We start from the raw sequence: 19,307 nt of genomic DNA, 5'->3' as shown, positions 1-19,307 counted from the left end.
AGACAAGTAAATGCGTTTCTCTTAATAAAGTGCAGTAAAAGAGATAATAAGATATGGTTACTACAACAATGCAACCAGTACGAAAGCCGAATCATCAGAAAAGCATGGCATTATCTCATAGAGAAATCGTCAGATTTTTTAATGAGCATGGGCGGGATACAGTTGAAAAGGAAAACTTTGCTGAAATTTGCTTACACCGGTTTATGCAAGCTCGACACATTGATGAACATAAATTTCCTGAAAAGTTAGAGGATTTAGGGTCCTGGCTTAAGAACAAGAACATTCAGGCGTGTGAATCATTTCAGGCTTATCTGGAGCGTAGAAAACAAAAAGGAGGGCGTGAATATTTTGCCAATGTTGGTGAAGCGCTAGAATTTTTAATCAAAATTAGCCCGACAAAAATGGTCGATGGATCCTGGTTATATAGTTTATGTAAATACTGGCAAAATCCACTGTATAGTGAAGCTATTTCGATCTATTTAGACGAACTAGGGACTGGTTCACCAACACTCAATCATGTTTGTCTTTATCAGCAATTGCTGGATCAGCTGGAATTAAATGATTTTGAGAATTTTTTGAGTGATGAACATTATATTCAGGCAGCAGTACAACTTGCATTGGCCTATGCACCAGCTGAATATATACCAGAAATTTTAGGTTTCAATTTAGGTTATGAGCAGCTTCCATTACATTTACTCGTCAGTAATTATGAATTGAAAGAGCTGGGCATTGATTCACACTATTTTAATTTGCATATTACGATTGATAATTTTGATAATGGCCACGCTCAAAAAGCCTTGCAAGGTGTATTTAAAGTTGCCGAATGCTACCAGGATAAAGAAGAATTTCTTCGCCGTGTAAAAATTGGATACTACCTAAATGATATAGGTATTGGTTCTAACGAGATCATAAAAAATCTTGATCTTCGCAACAATGTCGAAAAGATTTTAATTAAAAAAGCTAAAGTAGGCCGCTTTATTCATGGTGATAAATGTCGCATAGAAAATCGCCATATTAATGAATGGTTGCGGGATGATGAAAGTGTAGTCGCCTTTTTAGACGCTTTGATTCGTAAAAACTGGATTAAGTTAGGCGAGGACGTGCAGGAAAGCCGCTTTTGGAAACTGATTGATGATGATCGCGGTAAGATGTTTGGTGTTTTCAGTTATCCTGAAAAACAGATGATCTATGATTGGATTCAAGGTTCAGATAACACTTGTACAACGAATCTTAAGGGATGGAATCGGCAACCTAATCACGGAAATGTTATTCAAGAGAACTTAGAAAATACGTTTGATTTTGAACTGACTTTTCTTAAGAAATCTTATGATAATGAGGCGGATTTTCAAAAGCGTATGAATATGTTAATACCTTATCTGGCACCTCATATCCATAATACGCAAGCTGGTTTGTGGGGAACTAGACAATTTACTCTGTCACTTTTTCCGGCTTTAACAGCTTCTTTTGCTTAATTCTGGTCTGATATAAATCATTAAGAATAAACCAGCATAGTACTTACGTAAGCTGGTTTATTCTTATAACTAGAAAAGCAGCTTCTTATTTTTAGTGAGATATTTATGTGCCTGAAATGCAGTAGTTTCAGTGTAATTAACTCTGTCAAATCGGCAAATAGAAAGCTCAAAGAAGAAAAAGATATTGTTAAAATTTTGTTAAGGCGAAATTTTCACCAACAAAAGAACCGAGCAAAAAACTGGAAAATTCTATAAAATAAACAAAATGATTCACTCAATTTAAAATTTGGCTATTGATATAAATGACTGATATAGAAATAGAAACACATCCATTACAACCGTTTTTACCTTCCAATACCAAACTATTGATGCTCGGTAGTTTTCCGCCGCCCCAAAGCCGCTGGAAGATGAATTTTTACTATCCTAATTATCAGAACGATATGTGGCGGATATTTGGTTTAATTTTCTTTCAAGATAAAAATCATTTTTTAGATTTACCTAATAAAAACTTTAAACAGCAACTGATCCGGGATTTTCTGACTCAGATTGGTGTCGGAATATTTGATACGGCATATCAGATAAAACGCTTACAAGGGAATGCTTCAGATAAATTTTTAGAAATTGTCACACCGACAGATTTATCAAAGTTACTTAAACAGATTCCCCTGTGTCATACCATCATGACCACGGGAGATAAGGCCACCGATACATTGATGCAGCATTTTCCCAATCAGCCGATCAAACCGCTGATTGGTCAATCTGTACAGGTTCAACATCTCGATCGGGAGTTGAATTTATATCGTTTACCGTCGTCATCACGCGCATATCCTTTAGCACTGGAAAAGAAAGCAGAGGTATATCAGCAATTTTTTAAGCAAATTGGTTTAATTTAATTATATAAAAGGGAAATAAATGAAGGATGTTGAAAGCCCAATTGATTTAAGAATTTTCGCTGATGCTTTGGAATGGCAACAAACGGCGAATGTGAAAAGACCGTGGCGAAAGGATTTCTTTGAATATTATGTCAATCTAATTAGACAGCATGTGTCTGGACAATGTCATGTATTGGAACTTGGTTCTGGACCTGGATTTTTAGCTCAACATTTGCTCTCACAACTTGCTGATCTTCGATATACCGCTTTTGATTTTTCAGAAGCAATGCATCAGCTGGCACAAGAAAAACTTAATAATACTGAGAGAGCTCGGGCAACCTATATTGTTGGAAATTTTAAAGAGACTGGCTGGCAAAATACTTTTACTCAGCAATATGATCTGATCATTATCCATCAAGCATTACACGAGTTGCGACATAAACGCTATGCAACCAATTTTCATAAAATCGCAAAAACCTTGTTAAAACCTCAAGGCCATTATTTAGTATGTGATCATTTGTGTGCAGCACATGCTATGCAGAATGATCAGCTTTATATGACCAGGCAAGAGCATATGAATGCACTTGAACAGGCATCTTTTACACAAATCAAGATGCCGTTAGAGATAGAAGGGCTATGTTTATTTGAGATCAATTGGGTTTAACTAAACAAGCTTCGTTACATCATCCATTCAACTGGAAAATAAGACACAACATGCATGGTAAAGCGCTGGAATCTGGTGCTTTCAGGGTCATGATGATGCTCAACCACTTCACCATTTGGCTTATGTTCATACCAGACAATATTGCCATTTTGATCTAGTTTGAGCTGATAGGCCACTTGTAGCAAATGCTGATCCAGCATAGCCGTAATCTGGTCTTGTAAATGATCAGATTCCACCACTAAACCAACTTCAGTGTTTAAATGCGCAGAGCGCGGATCAAAGTTAAATGAACCAATAAACACCTTGCCATCGACATCAAAAAATTTGGCATGCAAGCTGGAGCGATTCTTGCCTTTCACCGGGATTACGCTCCCAGTCGCAATTTCATACCAGGTTCGTTTTTTACGTTCAATATTCGGTTTAAACTCATACAGTTGTACACCACTTTGTAACAGTGGTTTTCGGTATTGGCTATAAAAAGAGTGCACCACGGCGACATCATTAGCTACTAGACTATTGGTCAGGACACGTACTTTTATCCCATCTTTAGAGAGTTGATTGAGGTAGGCAGTTCCTTGTTGAGTCGGTACAAAATAAGCGGAGACCAACTCCATATGTTGTTCAGGTTTACCCATAATTTTCAGAACTTGAGCATATAAAAGCTGCTGATTTTTGGCCTTTCCTAAGGCCTTACTCGGGTGATCAGCGACAAAATGCGCTTTTGCCCATTGCACCGGATAGTTTTGTAGGCGAAGTTTTAAATAATCTTGTGCGGCCTCGAGTTTATCTTCGGTCGGGGTATCAACCTGATCTAAGGCTTTATAGCTATTTCTTAAATCCTCAAGTTGCTGCGGTGAACCAGCACCCATTAACTGTTCTGTTGAATAACTGAGTTGATCGGACCAGAATTCATCGAAAACCTGTTCTGCGCGATCGACTGCTTTACCGTAGAATAAAATATCCATATCGCTAAACTGGAATTGCTCGCCTGCATCAAAGTATTCACTACTGATATTACGGCCACCTGTTACTGCAATCGAATGATCGGCAATGGTAAGCTTATTATGCATACGATGATTAATCTGTTTCAGCCTGAATACATAATCAATAAAACGTAAATGTCTAAACTTATAGGGATTGAAAATACGGATTTCAAAATTTGGATGTCGGGCGAGGGCTTTTAAGGTTTTGTCTAGTTTTATGCCATTCTGATCATCAATCAGTAAACGGACTTTTACCCCGCGGTCTGCTGCTTTGAGCAATTCATGCAACATCATGTTGCCGATGACATCATCATTCCAGATATAGTATTGTAAATCCAGCTGATGCTGGGCATTTCGAATCAAATGCATCCGTGAGGCCATACTTAAAAAGGCATCATCCAAAGCTAAAAAAGCCGTTAAACCGTTTTCAATATTAAGATCGGCTTGTGGATCATTCATCCACTTTGTTTTAATGTTCAAGGAGTTACTCCGATCATGGTTCTGATTAGGGGGCAAAGAACAGCCGCCCATTCCAAACATAATAACAAGAGCCATGATTTTAAAATGGTATGAATTGTTTATGATTTTATTGATCAAGCGTGCCAGTCCAACAATAATGTATAGATGTTTGATTTTGTTATATCTCTAAACGCTTTTGGGTTCCAAGGTTTAAATGTAATAATAAATATAATCAATATTTTATCATTTTAAAAACTTAATTTTTCTATCTCAATTCTTCTTAAAAGCGAGCCTTTTAAGTTTATCAATAAGCAAACATTGAGTTCTATTACTATACTGGTGTATAGTATATTTTTAGATTTAATGTGGTCGACATTATGCCTAAACAATTAGAGGATAAAAAAAAGATTCTCACACGTGTAAGACGAATCCAGGGTCAAGTTCAAAGTGTAGAGCGTGCTTTGGAAAATGACACAGAATGTGCTGATATCTTGCAGCAAATCTGTGCAGTTCGTGGCGCATTAAATGGTTTGATGACCGAACTTCTCGAAATTCATTTAAAAGATACCTTGGTCGTTGGCGAATCTTCAGAGTTACAACGCAGTCAAGAGCTCATTCAAGTCAGTAAAATTCTTAAATCTTATTTAAAGTAAGGAGTGTCATTGTGATTAAATCTCGTGCAGCCGTTGCTTTTGCCGCAGGCGAACCATTACAAATCGTAGAGCTGGATGTTGAACCACCCAAGAAAGGGGAAGTCCTGATTAAAATTTCCCATACCGGGGTCTGCCATACTGACGCTTTCACTTTATCAGGTGACGACCCGGAAGGTGTTTTCCCCGCAGTACTGGGTCATGAGGGTGCTGGGGTTGTGGTGCAAGTTGGTGAGGGTGTGACCAGTGTTGCAGTGGGTGACCATGTGATTCCGCTGTATACCGCTGAATGTAAGGAATGCTTATTCTGTAAATCGGGTAAAACCAATTTATGCGTGGCAGTACGTGCCACCCAAGGTAAAGGTGTGATGCCAGATGGGACCACGCGTTTCTCTTATCAGGGCCAACCGATTTATCACTATATGGGGTGTTCAACTTTTAGTGAATATACCGTGGTTGCAGAAGTGTCTCTGGCAAAAATCAATCCTGAAGCCAATCATGAACAAGTCTGCTTATTGGGTTGTGGTGTGACCACTGGTATTGGCGCAGTACATAATACGGCGAAGGTGCAAGAGGGCGACAGTGTTGCTGTGTTTGGTTTAGGCGGTATCGGCCTTGCTGTGGTACAAGGCGCACGTCAAGCCAAAGCTGGCCGCATTATTGTAATTGATACCAATCCTGATAAGTTTGAATTGGCAAAACAGTTTGGTGCAACTGATTTCCTTAACCCAAAAGATTATGAACAGCCGATTCAGCAAGTGATTGTTGAAATGACCGGTTGGGGCGTTGATCATTCTTTTGAATGTATCGGCAACACCAATGTCATGCGCTCTGCACTGGAATGCGCACATCGTGGTTGGGGACAATCGGTGATTATCGGGGTTGCAGGTGCAGGTCAGGAAATCTCAACCCGTCCATTCCAGTTGGTAACAGGACGTAAATGGATGGGAACTGCTTTTGGTGGTGTAAAAGGCCGTAGCCAATTACCAAAAATGGTGGAAGATGCAATGAAAGGTGAGATTGAGCTGGCACCATTCGTAACGCACACCATGCCATTGGATGATATTAATGAAGCCTTTGACTTAATGCATGAAGGCAAGTCAATTCGCACGGTAATTCATTTCTAACTTTATAATGATAGGATTTGATGATGTGAAATGCATCATCAAATCTTGGGTAATATGAAATGTCAAAAGCACAATTAAAGCTACATGTGCGAGTCTTATCTGATGAGCAGATTGCTTTCGGTCCGGGTAAGGCTGAGCTACTTGAAGCGATCCAGCGTACAGGTTCAATTTCCCAAGCGGCAAAATCCATGCAGATGAGTTATCGCCGTGCATGGCAGTTGGTGGACACCATGAATCATTGCTTTCATTCTCATCTGGTCGATACCCAAACAGGCGGAACGCATGGTGGTGGTGCAGTGGTGACTGAATTAGGGCAAGAGGTACTTAAAAAATTTAGAACCATGGAGCAGCAAGCGATTCAGGCTGTCGCAACTGAGTTTGAAGATTTAACACACTCTCTAAAATTAAATAAATAATCCGATAAGCATAAAAAATTAATACGCCTTATTCCACAATTTCCTTAATCTTAACTTTCTCTCTAATCATCTGCTGGTTTATAGCGCACATTGATTCGCACAAGATATTTTTTAGCACCACAACGAAACCCTAGATGTTCACTCATATTTATATAAGATATTAAGTAATTAATTTATATATAAAAATAAAATTGGCACAGTTTCTGCATTTATCTATTCAAACTTGTATACAAGATAGGATTCATAAAATGCATCAACTAAAAACTTTGGGCTGGACAATTTCTGAATGGCAAGCCGCGTATTTAAACACAGAAATTCAGCTGGATATTTTAAAAGAACTGGTTGCAGCAATTGATCCTCATGATGTTGCCTGGATTTCTGTTGTCAGCCCAGAACTATTGGAACAACAGATTCAGTCATTAACGCAATTGACTCAAGATGCTGACCATCTGCATAAACAGTTTCCGTTATACGGTGTACCATTTGCCGTCAAAGACAATATTGATGTGGCTGGCTTTGTTACTACGGCGGCATGTAAGGCTCTCAATACGGTGGCTACGCAAGATGCCGAGACAGTCCGTTTACTGAAACAGGCTGGTGCAATTGTCATTGGCAAGACCAACCTTGATCAATTTGCCACAGGTCTGGTTGGCACACGCTCACCCTTTGGGGCGGTGCCAAATAGTTTTAAAGCTGAATATGTCAGTGGTGGCTCAAGCTCGGGTTCGGCCAGTGTTGTGGCAAGAGGTTGGGTACCATTTTCTTTGGGAACCGACACTGCAGGATCAGGTCGCGTGCCAGCAGCCTTCAATAATATTGTCGGTTTAAAGCCAACCAAAGGGCGCTTTTCTAATCGCGGTTTATTACCTGCGGTAAAGAGCATTGATTGTATTTCTATTTTTGCATTGACGGTTTCTGATGCGGAATTGGTGGCGAATCAGGCCGAAGCCTATGATGCTTTCGATAGCTATTCACGTCAGCACCCGAAAAATGTACCTGCACGTTTTTCCAGTAAATTGAAATTTGCCATTCCGGATAAATTGAACTTCTTTGGTGACGAGCTGTCAGAGAAAGCCTTTCAACATACCATCCAATTACTGGAAAGTTTAAATGCAGAAATCACGCCGATTGATTTTTCTGCTTTTGAGCAACTTGCAGCACAACTTTATCAAGGCCCCTGGGTGGCAGAGCGTACCACTGCGGCTGCCAGTCTACTCAAAACCAATGCGGCTGATTTTGACCCGACCGTTTTAGAGATCATTCAACAAGGTGAAAAATATTCTGCGGTGGATGCCTACAATGCTGAATATTTAAAGCAGGACTTAAGCCGAAAAATTCAAACGAGTTTGGCTGAGTTTGATGCCTTGATCGTGCCAACGTCACCGACGATTTATCGCATTGAACAAATGCAGCAGCACCCGATTGAATATAACGCGCATTTCGGGACTTATACCAATTTTACCAACCTTGCCGATTTAAGTGGCTTGGCATTACCTGCCGGCTTTAGAGCAGACAATTTACCATTTGGTATCACCTTGATTGCTCCTGCCTGGCATGACGCAGCGCTGGTGCACTTCGGCAAAGCCTGGCAGAACTATCTGGCACTGAAACTCGGTGCTATAGATAAGCCTTTATCTACAAATACAGCAACTTTACTGTCTCCTCATCATATTCGGGTCGCGGTTGTAGGGGCGCATCTAACCGGGATGCCATTAAATTTCCAACTCACCACGCGTGGTGCGGTTCATGTCGAAACCACCAAGACTTCTCAAGATTATGCACTGTATGCATTGAATGGCACAGTTCCACCAAAACCGGGTTTGGCTCGCCAGCAAGATGGGCAAAGCATCATTGTCGAGCTTTGGGATGTACCTGCAGCACGCTTCGGTGAGTTTGTGGCAGAAATTCCAACCCCATTGGGCATGGGCAATGTCGAACTTGAAGATGGCCGTTGGGTGAAAGGCTTTATCTGTGAACCCTATGGCTTAGGCGATGCCGAGAATATCAGCCATTTTGGCGGCTGGAGAGCATATATCCAGCATCGTAACAGTCAAGCAGATCAGCAACTCGCCAATACAGCCAATTAATTTTTAGGGGGAAATCATCATGTTTAAGACTGTACTTATTGCAAACCGTGGTGAAATTGCTGTTCGGGCAATTCGAACACTGAAAAAATTAGGTATTACCAGTGTGGCGGTTTATTCCGACAGCGATCGTTATGCGCAACATGTGCAGGATGCCGATATTGCCATTGCACTGGAAGGCTTAAACCCTGCCGATACCTATTTAAGTATCGAAAAATTGATTCAAGCTGCTCAACAAACTGGGGCAGAAGCGATTTTCCCGGGCTATGGTTTCCTGTCTGAGAGTGCCGATTTTTCTCGTGCCTGTGAAGAAAATAATATTGCCTTTATGGGCCCAACTGCAGAACAGATTCTGGAGTTTGGCCTAAAACATCGTGCACGTGAATTGGCTGCGGCGGCGAATGTTCCAATGACACCGGGCACAGGACTACTTGATAGCCTTGAAGAAGCATTGTCAGCTGCTGAACGGATTGGCTATCCAATCATGCTCAAAAGCACTGCAGGTGGTGGCGGGATCGGTTTAACCCGTTGTGACTCCCCGCAGGCATTAACTGAAGCGTATGAAAGTGTAAAACGCCTTGGTGAGCAGTTCTTTAAAGATGCAGGTGTGTTTATTGAATGCTTTATTGATCAAGCACGTCATGTCGAAGTACAGATTTTTGGCGATGGCAAAGGTCAAGTAGTCGCGTTTGGTGAGCGCGATTGCTCATTGCAACGCCGTAACCAAAAAGTGGTTGAAGAAACGCCAGCAGCGAACTTACCTGAAGCAACCCGTAAAAAGCTCCATCAAGCCGCAGTTGAACTGGGTCGTTCCGTCAATTATCGCAGTGCAGGAACGGTTGAGTTTATTTATGATGCCAAGCGGGATGAATTTTATTTCCTTGAGGTGAATACCCGTTTACAGGTGGAGCATCCGGTAACGGAAATGGTGACAGGTCTCGACCTGATCGAGTGCATGCTTAAAGTCGCGGCGGGCGATGCATTGGATTGGGACTATCTCAGCAATATCCAACCGCAAGGTGCTGCAATTGAAGTTCGGATCTATGCTGAAGATCCTGTTAAAAATTTCCAGCCCAGCCCGGGTGTGCTCACCGAAGTGTCATTCCCAGAAGGCATTCGTGTGGATACTTGGGTGAAGACAGGCACCGAAATTTCCCAGTATTTCGATCCAATGATTGCCAAGATTATTGTGCATGCTGAAGATCGTGATACTGCAATCGAAAAATTAAAAACAGTTTTGGCTGAAACGCGTTTAAATGGCATCAGCACCAATCTGGATTATGCCCGTGCCATTGTCTCAGATCAACGTTTTGAATCCATGCAAATCTGGACCCGCATGCTCGATAATTTTGATTATTCACCGAAAGTCATTGAAGTGATCCAAGCAGGTACATTGAGCTCAATTCAAGACTACCCGGGACGAACAGGCTATTGGGATATTGGTGTACCACCATCAGGTCCTATGGATGATTATGCATTCCAACTGGCTAATCGCATTGTGGGCAATGACGCAAAAGCCGCGGGGTTTGAATTTACCTTGGTGGGACCAAGCTTGAAGTTCCATACCGATACCATCATTGCATTAACAGGTGCAAGTTGTACTGCCGTGTTGGATGATCAACGGATTGCCTTTTGGCAACCGATTAAGGTCAAAGCAGGCCAGACTTTAAAAATAGGACAGGTGGCATCAGGCTGCCGTACTTACTTAGCCGTGCGTGATGGACTGGATGTACCCCTATATTTGGGTAGCCGTTCAACCTTCGCATTGGGTAATTTCGGTGGTCATGCAGGACGTACTTTACGTGTTGGTGACATGATCAAAATGGTTGATGCAGAACTTGCCAGTGCGGAATTACCGCTTGCGATTGATGAGCCTCGAGCCTTATCCAAAGAGCTTATTCCTGAACATAGCAATGAATGGGAAATTGCAGTGCTGTATGGTCCACACGGTGCGCCTGATTTCTTTAAACCTGAATATGTGGAAGAATTTTTTGCTTCTGAGTGGACGGTTCACTTTAACTCAAACCGTTTAGGCGTCAGACTTTCAGGACCGACACCGAGCTGGGCAAGAGAGAATGGCGGTGAAGCAGGCCTACATCCATCCAACGTGCATGATTGTGAATATGCAATTGGTGCGATCAACTTTACCGGCGATTTCCCTGTAATTTTAGCAAAAGATGGTCCTAGCCTTGGTGGTTTCGTGTGTCCGGTGACCATTGCCAAAGCAGAACTATGGAAAGTAGGCCAGTTGAAAGCCGATGATAAAATCCGTTTTTATCCAATTACAGTCGAGCAGGCCAACGATCTAGAACGTAAGCAAATTGACAATATCCAGAACTTTGCTGCCGCTGCCAAAGTCATTGAAACCATTGAGCCAGCTCAAGATGTCTTTACCACCATTCTGGCACAACGTGAACAAACAGAATTATCGCCAAAAACGGTGTATCGCCAAGCTGGAGATAGCTATATCTTGCTCGAATATGGTGAAAACGTTTTAGATTTAGCGTTACGTTTACGTGTGCACCAATTGATTCAAATGATTCGCGCTGCCAATCTTGCTGGAGTTTTAGAACTGTCACCCGGTGTTCGTTCACTACAGATTAAATATGATGGTCTGGTGATTACTCAAGCCGAGCTGATTCAACAATTGCTTAAACTTGAAGAGCAAATGGGAGATTTAAGCCAGCTTAAGATTCCATCGCGTATTGTGCACTTACCAATGGCTTTTGAAGACAGTGCAACTTTAGGTGCAGTGGAGCGCTATCAGGAAAGTGTCTGCGCCAAAGCACCGTGGTTGCCGAATAATGTTGATTTTATCCAACGTATTAATGGTCTAGCACATCGTGATGAAGTCAAAGATGTCATTTTTGATGCTAACTATCTGGTCCTGGGTTTGGGCGACGTTTATCTAACAGCACCTTGTGCTGTGCCAATCGATCCACGTCATCGTTTGCTCAGCTCCAAGTACAACCCTGCACGGACCTTTACCGCAGAAGGTACCGTCGGTATTGGTGGGATGTACATGTGTATTTATGGCATGGATTCACCGGGTGGTTATCAGTTGATTGGGCGAACGCTGCCGATCTGGAACAAGTTTAAAAAGAACAAGCAATTTGGTGATAAACAATGGTTCTTGCAGTTCTTTGACCAGATTAAATATTTCCCTGTCACTGAAGCCGAACTCAATCAATGGCGTGCTGATTTTGAAAATGGCCGAGCCCAGATTCAGATTGAAGAAACCGAGTTCGACTATGCTGACTATATACAGTTCCTGGAGAATGAAGCGGAAAGCATTGCAGCATTTAAACAGAAGCAGCAACAGGCCTTTAGTACCGAAGTCAGTCGCTGGAAAGAAGAGTTTGCAGTGCAACCTGAGCAGCAGGTAGAACAAGACAGTCAGGTCGATTACAGCCATCTTTCTGCTTTAAATGCATCAATGACCGGCAATATCTGGAAAATTTTTGTTGAACATGGCCAAGAGATCAAAAAAGGAGAGACTATTGCTATTATTGAAGCCATGAAAATGGAACTGCCAGTTTATGCAGAGGAAGATGGCATCGTCAAAGCCATTATCTGTAGGGCCGGACAAACCGTACACAGTGGTGAACCATTGGTATATATGGAATAGGGTTGAATGAAAGAAACAAAAATAACAACAAAAAGCTCAGACAATTTGTCTGAGCTGGTTTACCAACGCATCAAGAATGACATCTTTGATTTCAAGTTGATGCCAGGTGAACGCTTCACTGAGTCTGAAGTTGCTAAGGGCTATGAGGTGAGTCGTACCCCCATCCGACAAGCCTTGTATCGCCTGCAACAAGAGGGCTATGTCGATGTGAGCTTTCGGAGCGGTTGGCAGATTCGACCGCTCAATTTTCGTTATTATGAAGAATTGTATGATGTACGGATTGTTTTGGAAAAAGATTCGATTCGAAAACTCTGTCAGATGGATCACCATCATTCAGTTGAGTTGTCGGTATTAAAAGCACTGTGGTTGATACAACCGTCTGAGTATTTAAAAGATATTAAGCAGCTCTCTCAGCAAGATGAGGATTTTCATTGTGCTTTGGTCCGTGCTTCGGGAAACAATGAAATGGCAAGGATTCATCGTGATTTGAGTGAACGGATCCGGATTATCCGCCGTTTGGATTTTTCCAAAGATTATCGGGTTGAAGCGACTTATCAGGAACATCAAAAAATATTAGGTTTTATTTTTGAGAGACAAACCGAACAAGCGATCAGCGCGATTGAAGCGCATATCATGCAAAGTCGTGATGAAGTGAAAAAAATTACTCTACAGATGTTGGATTCGAGTCAGTTTTACTAACATTAAATTGACCGAATACTCTCAATTGATTATGAAGTAAAAATTATTAGACATGAGTGTATTTCTAATAGAGGTAAATGCTGGTAATTTATATATCGTAAACTATATATCTTTAGAAATAAAATGGAAAAATTTATAAAAAAGTATCAGATTCTACTGATTATAATAGCTTCCATCTTTTTGAATTATTTTTTATTTCACTCTCAGGAAACTCAGGAAATTGTTGAAATAAAAGATATCTTGGATCGTGGGAATGACATGATCAAAAGAGATATAATTTATTGTGATTGTGATCGTGTTTCATTTGAGAGTTATCCAGAATTAAAGGATGAATATATCGAAGCTGTATACTCAAAAATGGCTATAAGTTCTAGTAGTTATTCAAATCATTCTATTACATGGGTTCATCCACCTGAAGGTAAATCCTGTTTTAAAGACATGAAACTTGTCAAGTTAGAGTATTCAATTGAAACTCATGGCAATTATGAAGCCGTATTTCGTTGTGAAAAAAATGGTATAGGAGAGGAGCTTAAAGTAGGATATTTCCAAAAATCTTGTAGTTATACTGCTTTTCTTTCTAAATGGAATTTACCAGTTGGTAAATACACAGTAGTATCACAACCGTAAAATATTAATAAACCCATTACTCATTTGTGAGTAATGGGTTTTTATTATTTCCTAAAAATAAGTAGAAATGTTCAGTTAAATTAGGAAATACATTCAATCTTACATCCGCTGAGCTTCATAAAACTCTTCATTCCATGCCTAATTCTGCATAAAACTAACAGTTTTTATCTGTTTGCTATTTAATAATAAAAATCATATTTCAAATCATCAGATGACACATGATGAATGACCAAACACTGATCAACTCATTTCTAAAACTGGTTCAGAAAGAAGGCTTTTTTGCCACAGCGATTGACGGCATTGTGTTAATGCGAGTTGACCACAACACACCACCAATTGCGGTATTACAGGAACCAACCCTAGTATTTGTTTTACAAGGCCAAAAGCGCGGTTATATCGGCACAGAAACCTATTCCTTTCAACAAGGTCAATGCCTGATAGTTTCTGTTTCAATGCCTTTTGACTGTGACACCATTGCCAGTGTGGCAGCCCCGATGATAGCGATCAGTATGAAACTGGACGCAGACACTGTGAATGAGCTGCTTGCAAAAACCTATTTCGAGAATTACCAGTTTAAGCCACTGACCACTGGAATGAGTGTGATCGAATATGATCAGGCCATTTCGAGTGTGCTGAATCGTTTATTACAGACATTGACCTCGGAACAGGATGTGCTGGTTTTAGGCGAGCAGATTAAACGAGAACTGCTTTATCGGGTGATACAACATGCGGGGGCAGATGCCTTAAAAGGCTTGGTGGCACAAGGCAATCTCAGACCTATTTATAAAATCTGCGAGTATATCCAGCACCATTTTACCGAAAAGCTCACTGTAGACATGCTGGCAGAGCAAGCCAATATGAGTACCTCTGCATTTCATAAAGCCTTCAAACAGATGACACAACATTCGCCTTTGCAATATTTAAAAGTCGTCCGGTTGCATAAGGCAAAACAATTGTTGCAAAACGCAGACCAAAGTGTGGCTCAGGCGGCTTATGCTGTTGGTTATCAGAGCTCTTCTCAATTTAGCCGAGAATTTAAAAAGCAGTTTGGTTTTCCGCCCAAACATGCTGAATCGAATACTGAAACGGAGTCATGATCAGATGAATCAAAATAGCGTAGAACAAATGAAATATATTGAAATTACTCAAGCAGGCGGCCCTGAAGTGTTACAGCTTGCCGAGGGAGCACGCCCAGAAATTACAGCAGATGAAATCCTGATTGAAGTCTACGCAACTGGAATTAACCGACCAGATATTTTACAGCGTCAAGGATTATATCCGATGCCAAAAGGCGTTACGCCTATTCCCGGACTGGAAGTATCAGGAGTGGTCGCACAAGTAGGTGCTCAAGTCACTCAGTTTAAAGTGGGTGATAAAGTCTGCGCACTCACCAACGGCGGTGGCTACGCTGAATATTGTGCCGTCCCCGCCAATCAAAGCTTGAAGATTCCAAAAAATCTCAGTTTTGTTGAGGCCGCTGCGATTCCCGAAACTTATTTCACCGTCTGGGCGAATCTGTTCCAGATTGGTCAATTAAAGACAGATGAAACCGTGCTGATTCATGGCGGTGCCAGTGGGATTGGTTCAACCGCAATCAGCTTATGCCATGCCATGGGCATTAAAAACTTCTCCACGGTGGGGAGTGATGACAAAGTTGAAAAATTATCTGCTGTGTCACAGGTCATTAACTACAAAACTCAGGATTTTGAAAAAGAAGTTCTGGCGCTGACCGATGGGCAGGGCGTAGATGTGATTCTGGATATTATCGGTGCGTCTTACTTCAACCAAAACCTGAGATTGTTAAAGCGTGATGGTCGACTGGTGATTATTGGCTTTATGGGCGGCCGTAAAGTTGACGGCTTTGATATACAGGAATTAATGCTGAAACGTGCAGTGGTCACTGGCTCAACCATGCGTGCCAGAACCAATCAAGAAAAGGCTAAGATTACTCAGGATCTTGAACAGTTTGTCTGGCCTTTGATTGAGGCAGGGCAATGTAAGCCAATTATCTATAAAACCTTTGCTTTTGAGGATGTCGCACAGGCACATCAGTGTTTAGAAAGCAGCCAGCATACTGGCAAGGTGGTACTCGAAATTAAGTCTTAATTTGCCTGATTATGTTCATTCCATGCCTGTTCGTACTCAGTCCTTGAGTATGGCAGGTTACTGCAGCAGTATGGATATCAATAAAACGATGCAATGAGGAAACTTGAAATGACAACAAATACCGATGATCGTAATCCAACACCAGACCGTGCGGAAGATAACGCATTCTTTCCATCGCCGTATTCATTGAGCCAGTATACTTCTGCTAAAACGGATTATGATGGTACAACCTATCCACAGCCGTATCAGGGCGATAAAAAGATTTTGATGATCGCGACAGACGAACGTTATATCTTGATGCAAAATGAAAAATTCTTTTCTACCGGCAATCACCCCGTGGAAATGCTATTGCCCATGTTCCATCTGGATAATGCAGGTTTTGCCTTTGACGTGGCGACACTGTCAGGCAATCCGGTTAAGCTGGAAATGTGGGCGATGCCCAACGAAGAACAAGTGGTACTTGACACCTATAAAAAATATGAGAAACAGCTCAAAGCACCCTTAAAACTTGCTGATGTACTCGAGCAAGCCTTAAGTGCTGATTCTCCTTATGCAGGACTCTTTATTCCCGGTGGGCATGGTGTACTGGCGAAGATTCCACACAGTACGGAAGTCAAACAGCTCTTAAAGTGGGCGCTTGCCAACGATAAATATGTGATTACCTTGTGTCATGGACCAGCAGCATTACTTGCCGCGGCGGTTGATGAAAATCCACAAGACTATATTTTCAAAGACTATCAGCTTTGTGTTTTCCCTGATGCTTTAGATAAAGGCGCGAATATTGATATTGGTTATATGCCAGGACAACTGCCGTGGTTGGTCGGTGAAAATCTGCAAAAGCTTGGCGTTAAAATCTTAAACACAGGAATTACAGGTCAGGTGCACCAGGACCGGAAATTACTGACGGGTGATAGTCCGCTGGCTTCAAACAATTTAGGCAAATTGGCAGCAAGCACTTTATTGGCCGATCCAGAGCTACGTTAATTGCTTGAGATAAAAATGAAAGCCTGACATCTAATGTTGGGCTTTTTTAACTTTTCAATCTAAATAGCTGTATCAATTGCCAATTTACTGACAATCTCTATTATGACTTAAGGTTAAAGTTACTCACATGGATGTGAACTGAACAGGATGTTAAATGAAAATATGTATTTATGGTGCGGGTAATATTGGTTGCTATCTGGGTGGTCGACTGGTCGCTGCAGGATGCAATGTCCAGTTAATTGTCCGCCCCAAAATTCGCCAGCAATTACAACAATATGGCCTGACGGTTTCGGATTATCTTGGGTATCAACACACCATTGCAGCAGACCAGTTGCAACTGAGTGATGATCCACAGCTTGCAGCGCAAGCAGATATTATTTTTGTCTGTGTTAAATCGGCCGCCACTGGGCAAGTTGCGCATGAGTTAAAATCTGTTTTAACAAACAAGACCTTGATGATCAGTTTTCAAAATGGTTTAAGAAATGCGGAGATTTTAAAACAGATTCTGCCCAACCAAACCATTCTTGCAGGCATGGTTCCTTTTAATGTTGCGGCTTTAGGAAATGGTAGGTTTCATCAAGGTACAGAAGGAGCTCTATATACCCAGCAGCACGAGCCAATGCATGAGTTGATAAGTGCATTTAAAACTGCTGGATTGGAACTCAAACTTGCATCTGATATGCAGGCAGTACAATGGGCCAAGTTAATTCTTAATCTGAATAATTCAGTGAATGCCTTGTCACAACTTCCTTTAAAGCAACAGCTTTCTATTCGGGGATATCGTCAATGTCTGGCAATGGCACAAATGGAAGCGTTAAAACTGCTTAAAATTGCAGGGATCAAACCTGCTCAACTCACTGCTTTGCCAGCGCAGATTATTCCTAGGGTATTAAGCCTGCCAGATTTTATGTTTAATGTTGTCAGCAAAAATATGTTAGCGATTGATCCGCTGGCACGCTCTTCGATGGCCGATGATCTTATGGCAGGGCGAAGCACAGAAATTGACTGGATTAATGGGGAAGTTGTTGGTTTAGCACAGCAACTCAATTTGAAAGCACCAGTCAATGCTAGATTGATTCAATTGATTAAACAGGCTGAAACATCGCCCAAGGCATGGTCAGCACAAGCGCTTAAACAACAGCTAGAAGTCGCGTAATTAAAATAGCGTATCACTGAAAATCAGTTATACGCTAGTGGTGATAATAAGTACTTAAGACTTTTCAGTCACGGGTGGACCAAAGCGGGTAATCAAAATGCCAAAGATCGTCGCGAAGATATACATAAAAATAGAATACACCGCGGCTGGCATCGCAATGGTTGTACTGGCCATGACGGTAAGCGCGATGGTCATGGCAAGGGTACTATTATGAATGCCGATTTCAAAGGCACAGGCACGGGCCTGATAGGAACTGATACCAAACAATCGGGGAACAAAATAACCGACCGCTAGACTAATGGCACAGAATAATGCGGTGGCGAAACCGATTTGTCCCAAATACGCCAGCAGATTTTCTCTTTCTGTAAAAATCGCCCCAGCAATGATGATAAGCAGGAAAACAATCGCAAAAATTCGGACTGGCCGATTTAACTTTTCTGCGATATGTGGCGCAAAATGACGCACCAGCATCCCGATTGCTACTGGTACCAAGATAATCAGGAAAACTTGCAGAATTTTAGAAAACTGTAGTCCAAGCTGCTGGCCCTCATTCATAAAGTGCAAAATGGCGAAGTTGACAATAAAAGGTAAAAACAGGGCTGCCACTAATGCATTAATGGCGGTCAAACTGATGTTTAAAGCAATATCGCCTTTATATAAGTAACTGAACAGGTTTGCAGTCGATCCACCAGGTGAGGCAGCCAGCAGCATTAAACCGACAGCAAGTAGTGGAGGAAGCGCCAGTAGTTTACAAATCAGCAATGCAATCCCGACCAATAAAACCAACTGGCAAAATAGGGCGATGATGACCGCTTTGGGATGTTTGGTGACGCGGGCAAAATCTTTTAAAGTGAGTTCCAAGCCCAAACCAGCCATGACAATCGCAAGTGCGATGGGTAAGAAAAGGGTGATTAATCCAGAATCCATTACTATTTATTCCTTTGGGTTAAATTTATATTAAAAAAATTTATATATTATCAACTATAAAAATATTCACTCTATAGTTTTTGATGCATTTGGCATAATGAAGCCAATACAACAACTACCACACAAACAAATCCAATCATTATCAACTATAAATAACCAATTAATAAATTTCTTTTATTAATTCTAAATATTTATGCCGATTAAACAATTTATTTGTTTTTCTGTCATAAATCTGTCAAATGGATGATAAATGATTCAAAATTAGATTATAAGAAAATAAGATATAAAAATTATTTCTATTATCTTTACATTTTTACAACGTTATTTTAAATCAGTTACAAAAAGCAGATTGTGTATGCAAAATAAGCAAATGCATAGACCTGTTCTGTTCAGCAGAAAATTTTTCCTTAACTCATTTATAGTAAATATATATAGCATTAACAATAGAGTAGA

The 19,307-nt window shown here is 41.2% G+C and carries 16 protein-coding genes; 14 read left to right on the top strand and 2 right to left on the bottom strand.

The window, feature by feature from the left end:
- Positions 1–53 precede the first annotated feature (53 nt).
- The 3 genes from J699_RS16110 (at position 54) to J699_RS16120 (ending at position 3,008) form a co-directional block, all read left to right on the top strand.
- On the top strand, positions 54–1,472 hold the full coding sequence (locus J699_RS16110) for an iron-containing redox enzyme family protein (RefSeq protein ID WP_032869563.1): 1,419 nt from the start codon (positions 54–56) through the stop codon (positions 1,470–1,472).
- Between the two features lie 302 nt (positions 1,473–1,774).
- A complete protein-coding gene (locus J699_RS16115; RefSeq protein ID WP_032869565.1) occupies positions 1,775–2,365 on the top strand; it encodes a uracil-DNA glycosylase family protein in 591 nt (196 codons plus the stop codon).
- Between the two features lie 19 nt (positions 2,366–2,384).
- Positions 2,385–3,008, top strand: a complete 624-nt coding sequence (locus J699_RS16120; protein ID WP_032869567.1) for a class I SAM-dependent methyltransferase — start codon at positions 2,385–2,387, stop codon at positions 3,006–3,008.
- Between the two features lie 14 nt (positions 3,009–3,022).
- Here J699_RS16120 and J699_RS16125 read toward each other — a convergent pair whose 3' ends face one another.
- Entirely contained in the window at positions 3,023–4,531 is a 1,509-nt protein-coding gene (locus J699_RS16125; RefSeq protein ID WP_032869569.1) for a phospholipase D family protein, read from the bottom strand.
- Between the two features lie 296 nt (positions 4,532–4,827).
- Here J699_RS16125 and J699_RS16130 point away from each other — a divergent pair, with 296 nt between their 5' ends.
- From J699_RS16130 to J699_RS16175, 11 genes are all read left to right on the top strand, one after another.
- On the top strand, positions 4,828–5,103 hold the full coding sequence (locus J699_RS16130) for a metal/formaldehyde-sensitive transcriptional repressor (protein ID WP_004653592.1): 276 nt from the start codon (positions 4,828–4,830) through the stop codon (positions 5,101–5,103).
- A gap of 14 nt (positions 5,104–5,117) precedes the next feature.
- Complete coding sequence (locus J699_RS16135) at positions 5,118–6,227, top strand: S-(hydroxymethyl)glutathione dehydrogenase/class III alcohol dehydrogenase (RefSeq protein WP_032869770.1); 1,110 nt, start codon at positions 5,118–5,120, stop codon at positions 6,225–6,227.
- A gap of 59 nt (positions 6,228–6,286) precedes the next feature.
- Entirely contained in the window at positions 6,287–6,643 is a 357-nt protein-coding gene (locus J699_RS16140; RefSeq protein WP_032869570.1) for a winged helix-turn-helix domain-containing protein, read from the top strand.
- Between the two features lie 248 nt (positions 6,644–6,891).
- The gene (gene atzF / locus J699_RS16145; protein ID WP_032869572.1) at positions 6,892–8,730 is read left to right on the top strand and encodes an allophanate hydrolase; all 1,839 of its coding nucleotides are present in this window, start codon (positions 6,892–6,894) and stop codon (positions 8,728–8,730) included.
- Between the two features lie 19 nt (positions 8,731–8,749).
- The gene (gene uca / locus J699_RS16150; protein WP_032882689.1) at positions 8,750–12,355 is read left to right on the top strand and encodes an urea carboxylase; all 3,606 of its coding nucleotides are present in this window, start codon (positions 8,750–8,752) and stop codon (positions 12,353–12,355) included.
- Positions 12,356–12,361: 6 nt separating this feature from the next.
- Positions 12,362–13,054 (top strand): GntR family transcriptional regulator, encoded by a 693-nt coding sequence (locus J699_RS16155; protein ID WP_032869579.1) that lies wholly within the window; start codon positions 12,362–12,364, stop codon positions 13,052–13,054.
- Between the two features lie 123 nt (positions 13,055–13,177).
- A complete protein-coding gene (locus J699_RS0218345) occupies positions 13,178–13,681 on the top strand; it encodes a hypothetical protein (protein ID WP_032869580.1) in 504 nt (167 codons plus the stop codon).
- A 218-nt stretch (positions 13,682–13,899) separates the two neighbouring features.
- A complete protein-coding gene (locus tag J699_RS16160) occupies positions 13,900–14,778 on the top strand; it encodes an AraC family transcriptional regulator (protein ID WP_032869582.1) in 879 nt (292 codons plus the stop codon).
- Between the two features lie 4 nt (positions 14,779–14,782).
- On the top strand, positions 14,783–15,787 hold the full coding sequence (locus J699_RS16165; protein WP_032869584.1) for an NAD(P)H-quinone oxidoreductase: 1,005 nt from the start codon (positions 14,783–14,785) through the stop codon (positions 15,785–15,787).
- A gap of 108 nt (positions 15,788–15,895) precedes the next feature.
- Complete coding sequence (hchA, locus tag J699_RS16170; protein ID WP_032869586.1) at positions 15,896–16,771, top strand: glyoxalase III HchA; 876 nt, start codon at positions 15,896–15,898, stop codon at positions 16,769–16,771.
- Positions 16,772–16,925: 154 nt separating this feature from the next.
- Positions 16,926–17,927 (top strand): 2-dehydropantoate 2-reductase, encoded by a 1,002-nt coding sequence (locus J699_RS16175; RefSeq protein WP_032869588.1) that lies wholly within the window; start codon positions 16,926–16,928, stop codon positions 17,925–17,927.
- Between the two features lie 54 nt (positions 17,928–17,981).
- On the opposite strand, the gene J699_RS16180 is transcribed toward J699_RS16175, so the two are convergent.
- Positions 17,982–18,854, bottom strand: a complete 873-nt coding sequence (locus tag J699_RS16180; protein WP_032869590.1) for a bile acid:sodium symporter family protein — start codon at positions 18,852–18,854, stop codon at positions 17,982–17,984.
- Positions 18,855–19,307: the final 453 nt, after the last annotated feature.

The organism is Acinetobacter sp. 1000160, assembly GCF_000588715.1.
In the GTDB taxonomy this organism is placed as follows: Bacteria; Pseudomonadota; Gammaproteobacteria; order Pseudomonadales; family Moraxellaceae; genus Acinetobacter; species Acinetobacter courvalinii.
This window is presented reverse-complemented; position numbering and strand designations above follow the sequence as displayed.

Coding starts and splice junctions, on each gene's coding strand:
- J699_RS16125 (WP_032869569.1), bottom strand. CDS start 4,531: ATGTTTGGAATGGGCGGCTGTTCTTTGCCCCCTAATCAGAACCATGAT.
- J699_RS16175 (WP_032869588.1), top strand. CDS start 16,926: ATGAAAATATGTATTTATGGTGCGGGTAATATTGGTTGCTATCTGGGT.
- J699_RS16155 (WP_032869579.1), top strand. CDS start 12,362: ATGAAAGAAACAAAAATAACAACAAAAAGCTCAGACAATTTGTCTGAG.
- J699_RS16130 (WP_004653592.1), top strand. CDS start 4,828: ATGCCTAAACAATTAGAGGATAAAAAAAAGATTCTCACACGTGTAAGA.
- J699_RS16110 (WP_032869563.1), top strand. CDS start 54: ATGGTTACTACAACAATGCAACCAGTACGAAAGCCGAATCATCAGAAA.
- J699_RS16115 (WP_032869565.1), top strand. CDS start 1,775: ATGACTGATATAGAAATAGAAACACATCCATTACAACCGTTTTTACCT.
- atzF (WP_032869572.1), top strand. CDS start 6,892: ATGCATCAACTAAAAACTTTGGGCTGGACAATTTCTGAATGGCAAGCC.
- J699_RS16180 (WP_032869590.1), bottom strand. CDS start 18,854: ATGGATTCTGGATTAATCACCCTTTTCTTACCCATCGCACTTGCGATT.
- J699_RS16160 (WP_032869582.1), top strand. CDS start 13,900: ATGATGAATGACCAAACACTGATCAACTCATTTCTAAAACTGGTTCAG.
- hchA (WP_032869586.1), top strand. CDS start 15,896: ATGACAACAAATACCGATGATCGTAATCCAACACCAGACCGTGCGGAA.
- uca (WP_032882689.1), top strand. CDS start 8,750: ATGTTTAAGACTGTACTTATTGCAAACCGTGGTGAAATTGCTGTTCGG.
- J699_RS16165 (WP_032869584.1), top strand. CDS start 14,783: ATGAATCAAAATAGCGTAGAACAAATGAAATATATTGAAATTACTCAA.
- J699_RS16120 (WP_032869567.1), top strand. CDS start 2,385: ATGAAGGATGTTGAAAGCCCAATTGATTTAAGAATTTTCGCTGATGCT.
- J699_RS0218345 (WP_032869580.1), top strand. CDS start 13,178: ATGGAAAAATTTATAAAAAAGTATCAGATTCTACTGATTATAATAGCT.
- J699_RS16140 (WP_032869570.1), top strand. CDS start 6,287: ATGTCAAAAGCACAATTAAAGCTACATGTGCGAGTCTTATCTGATGAG.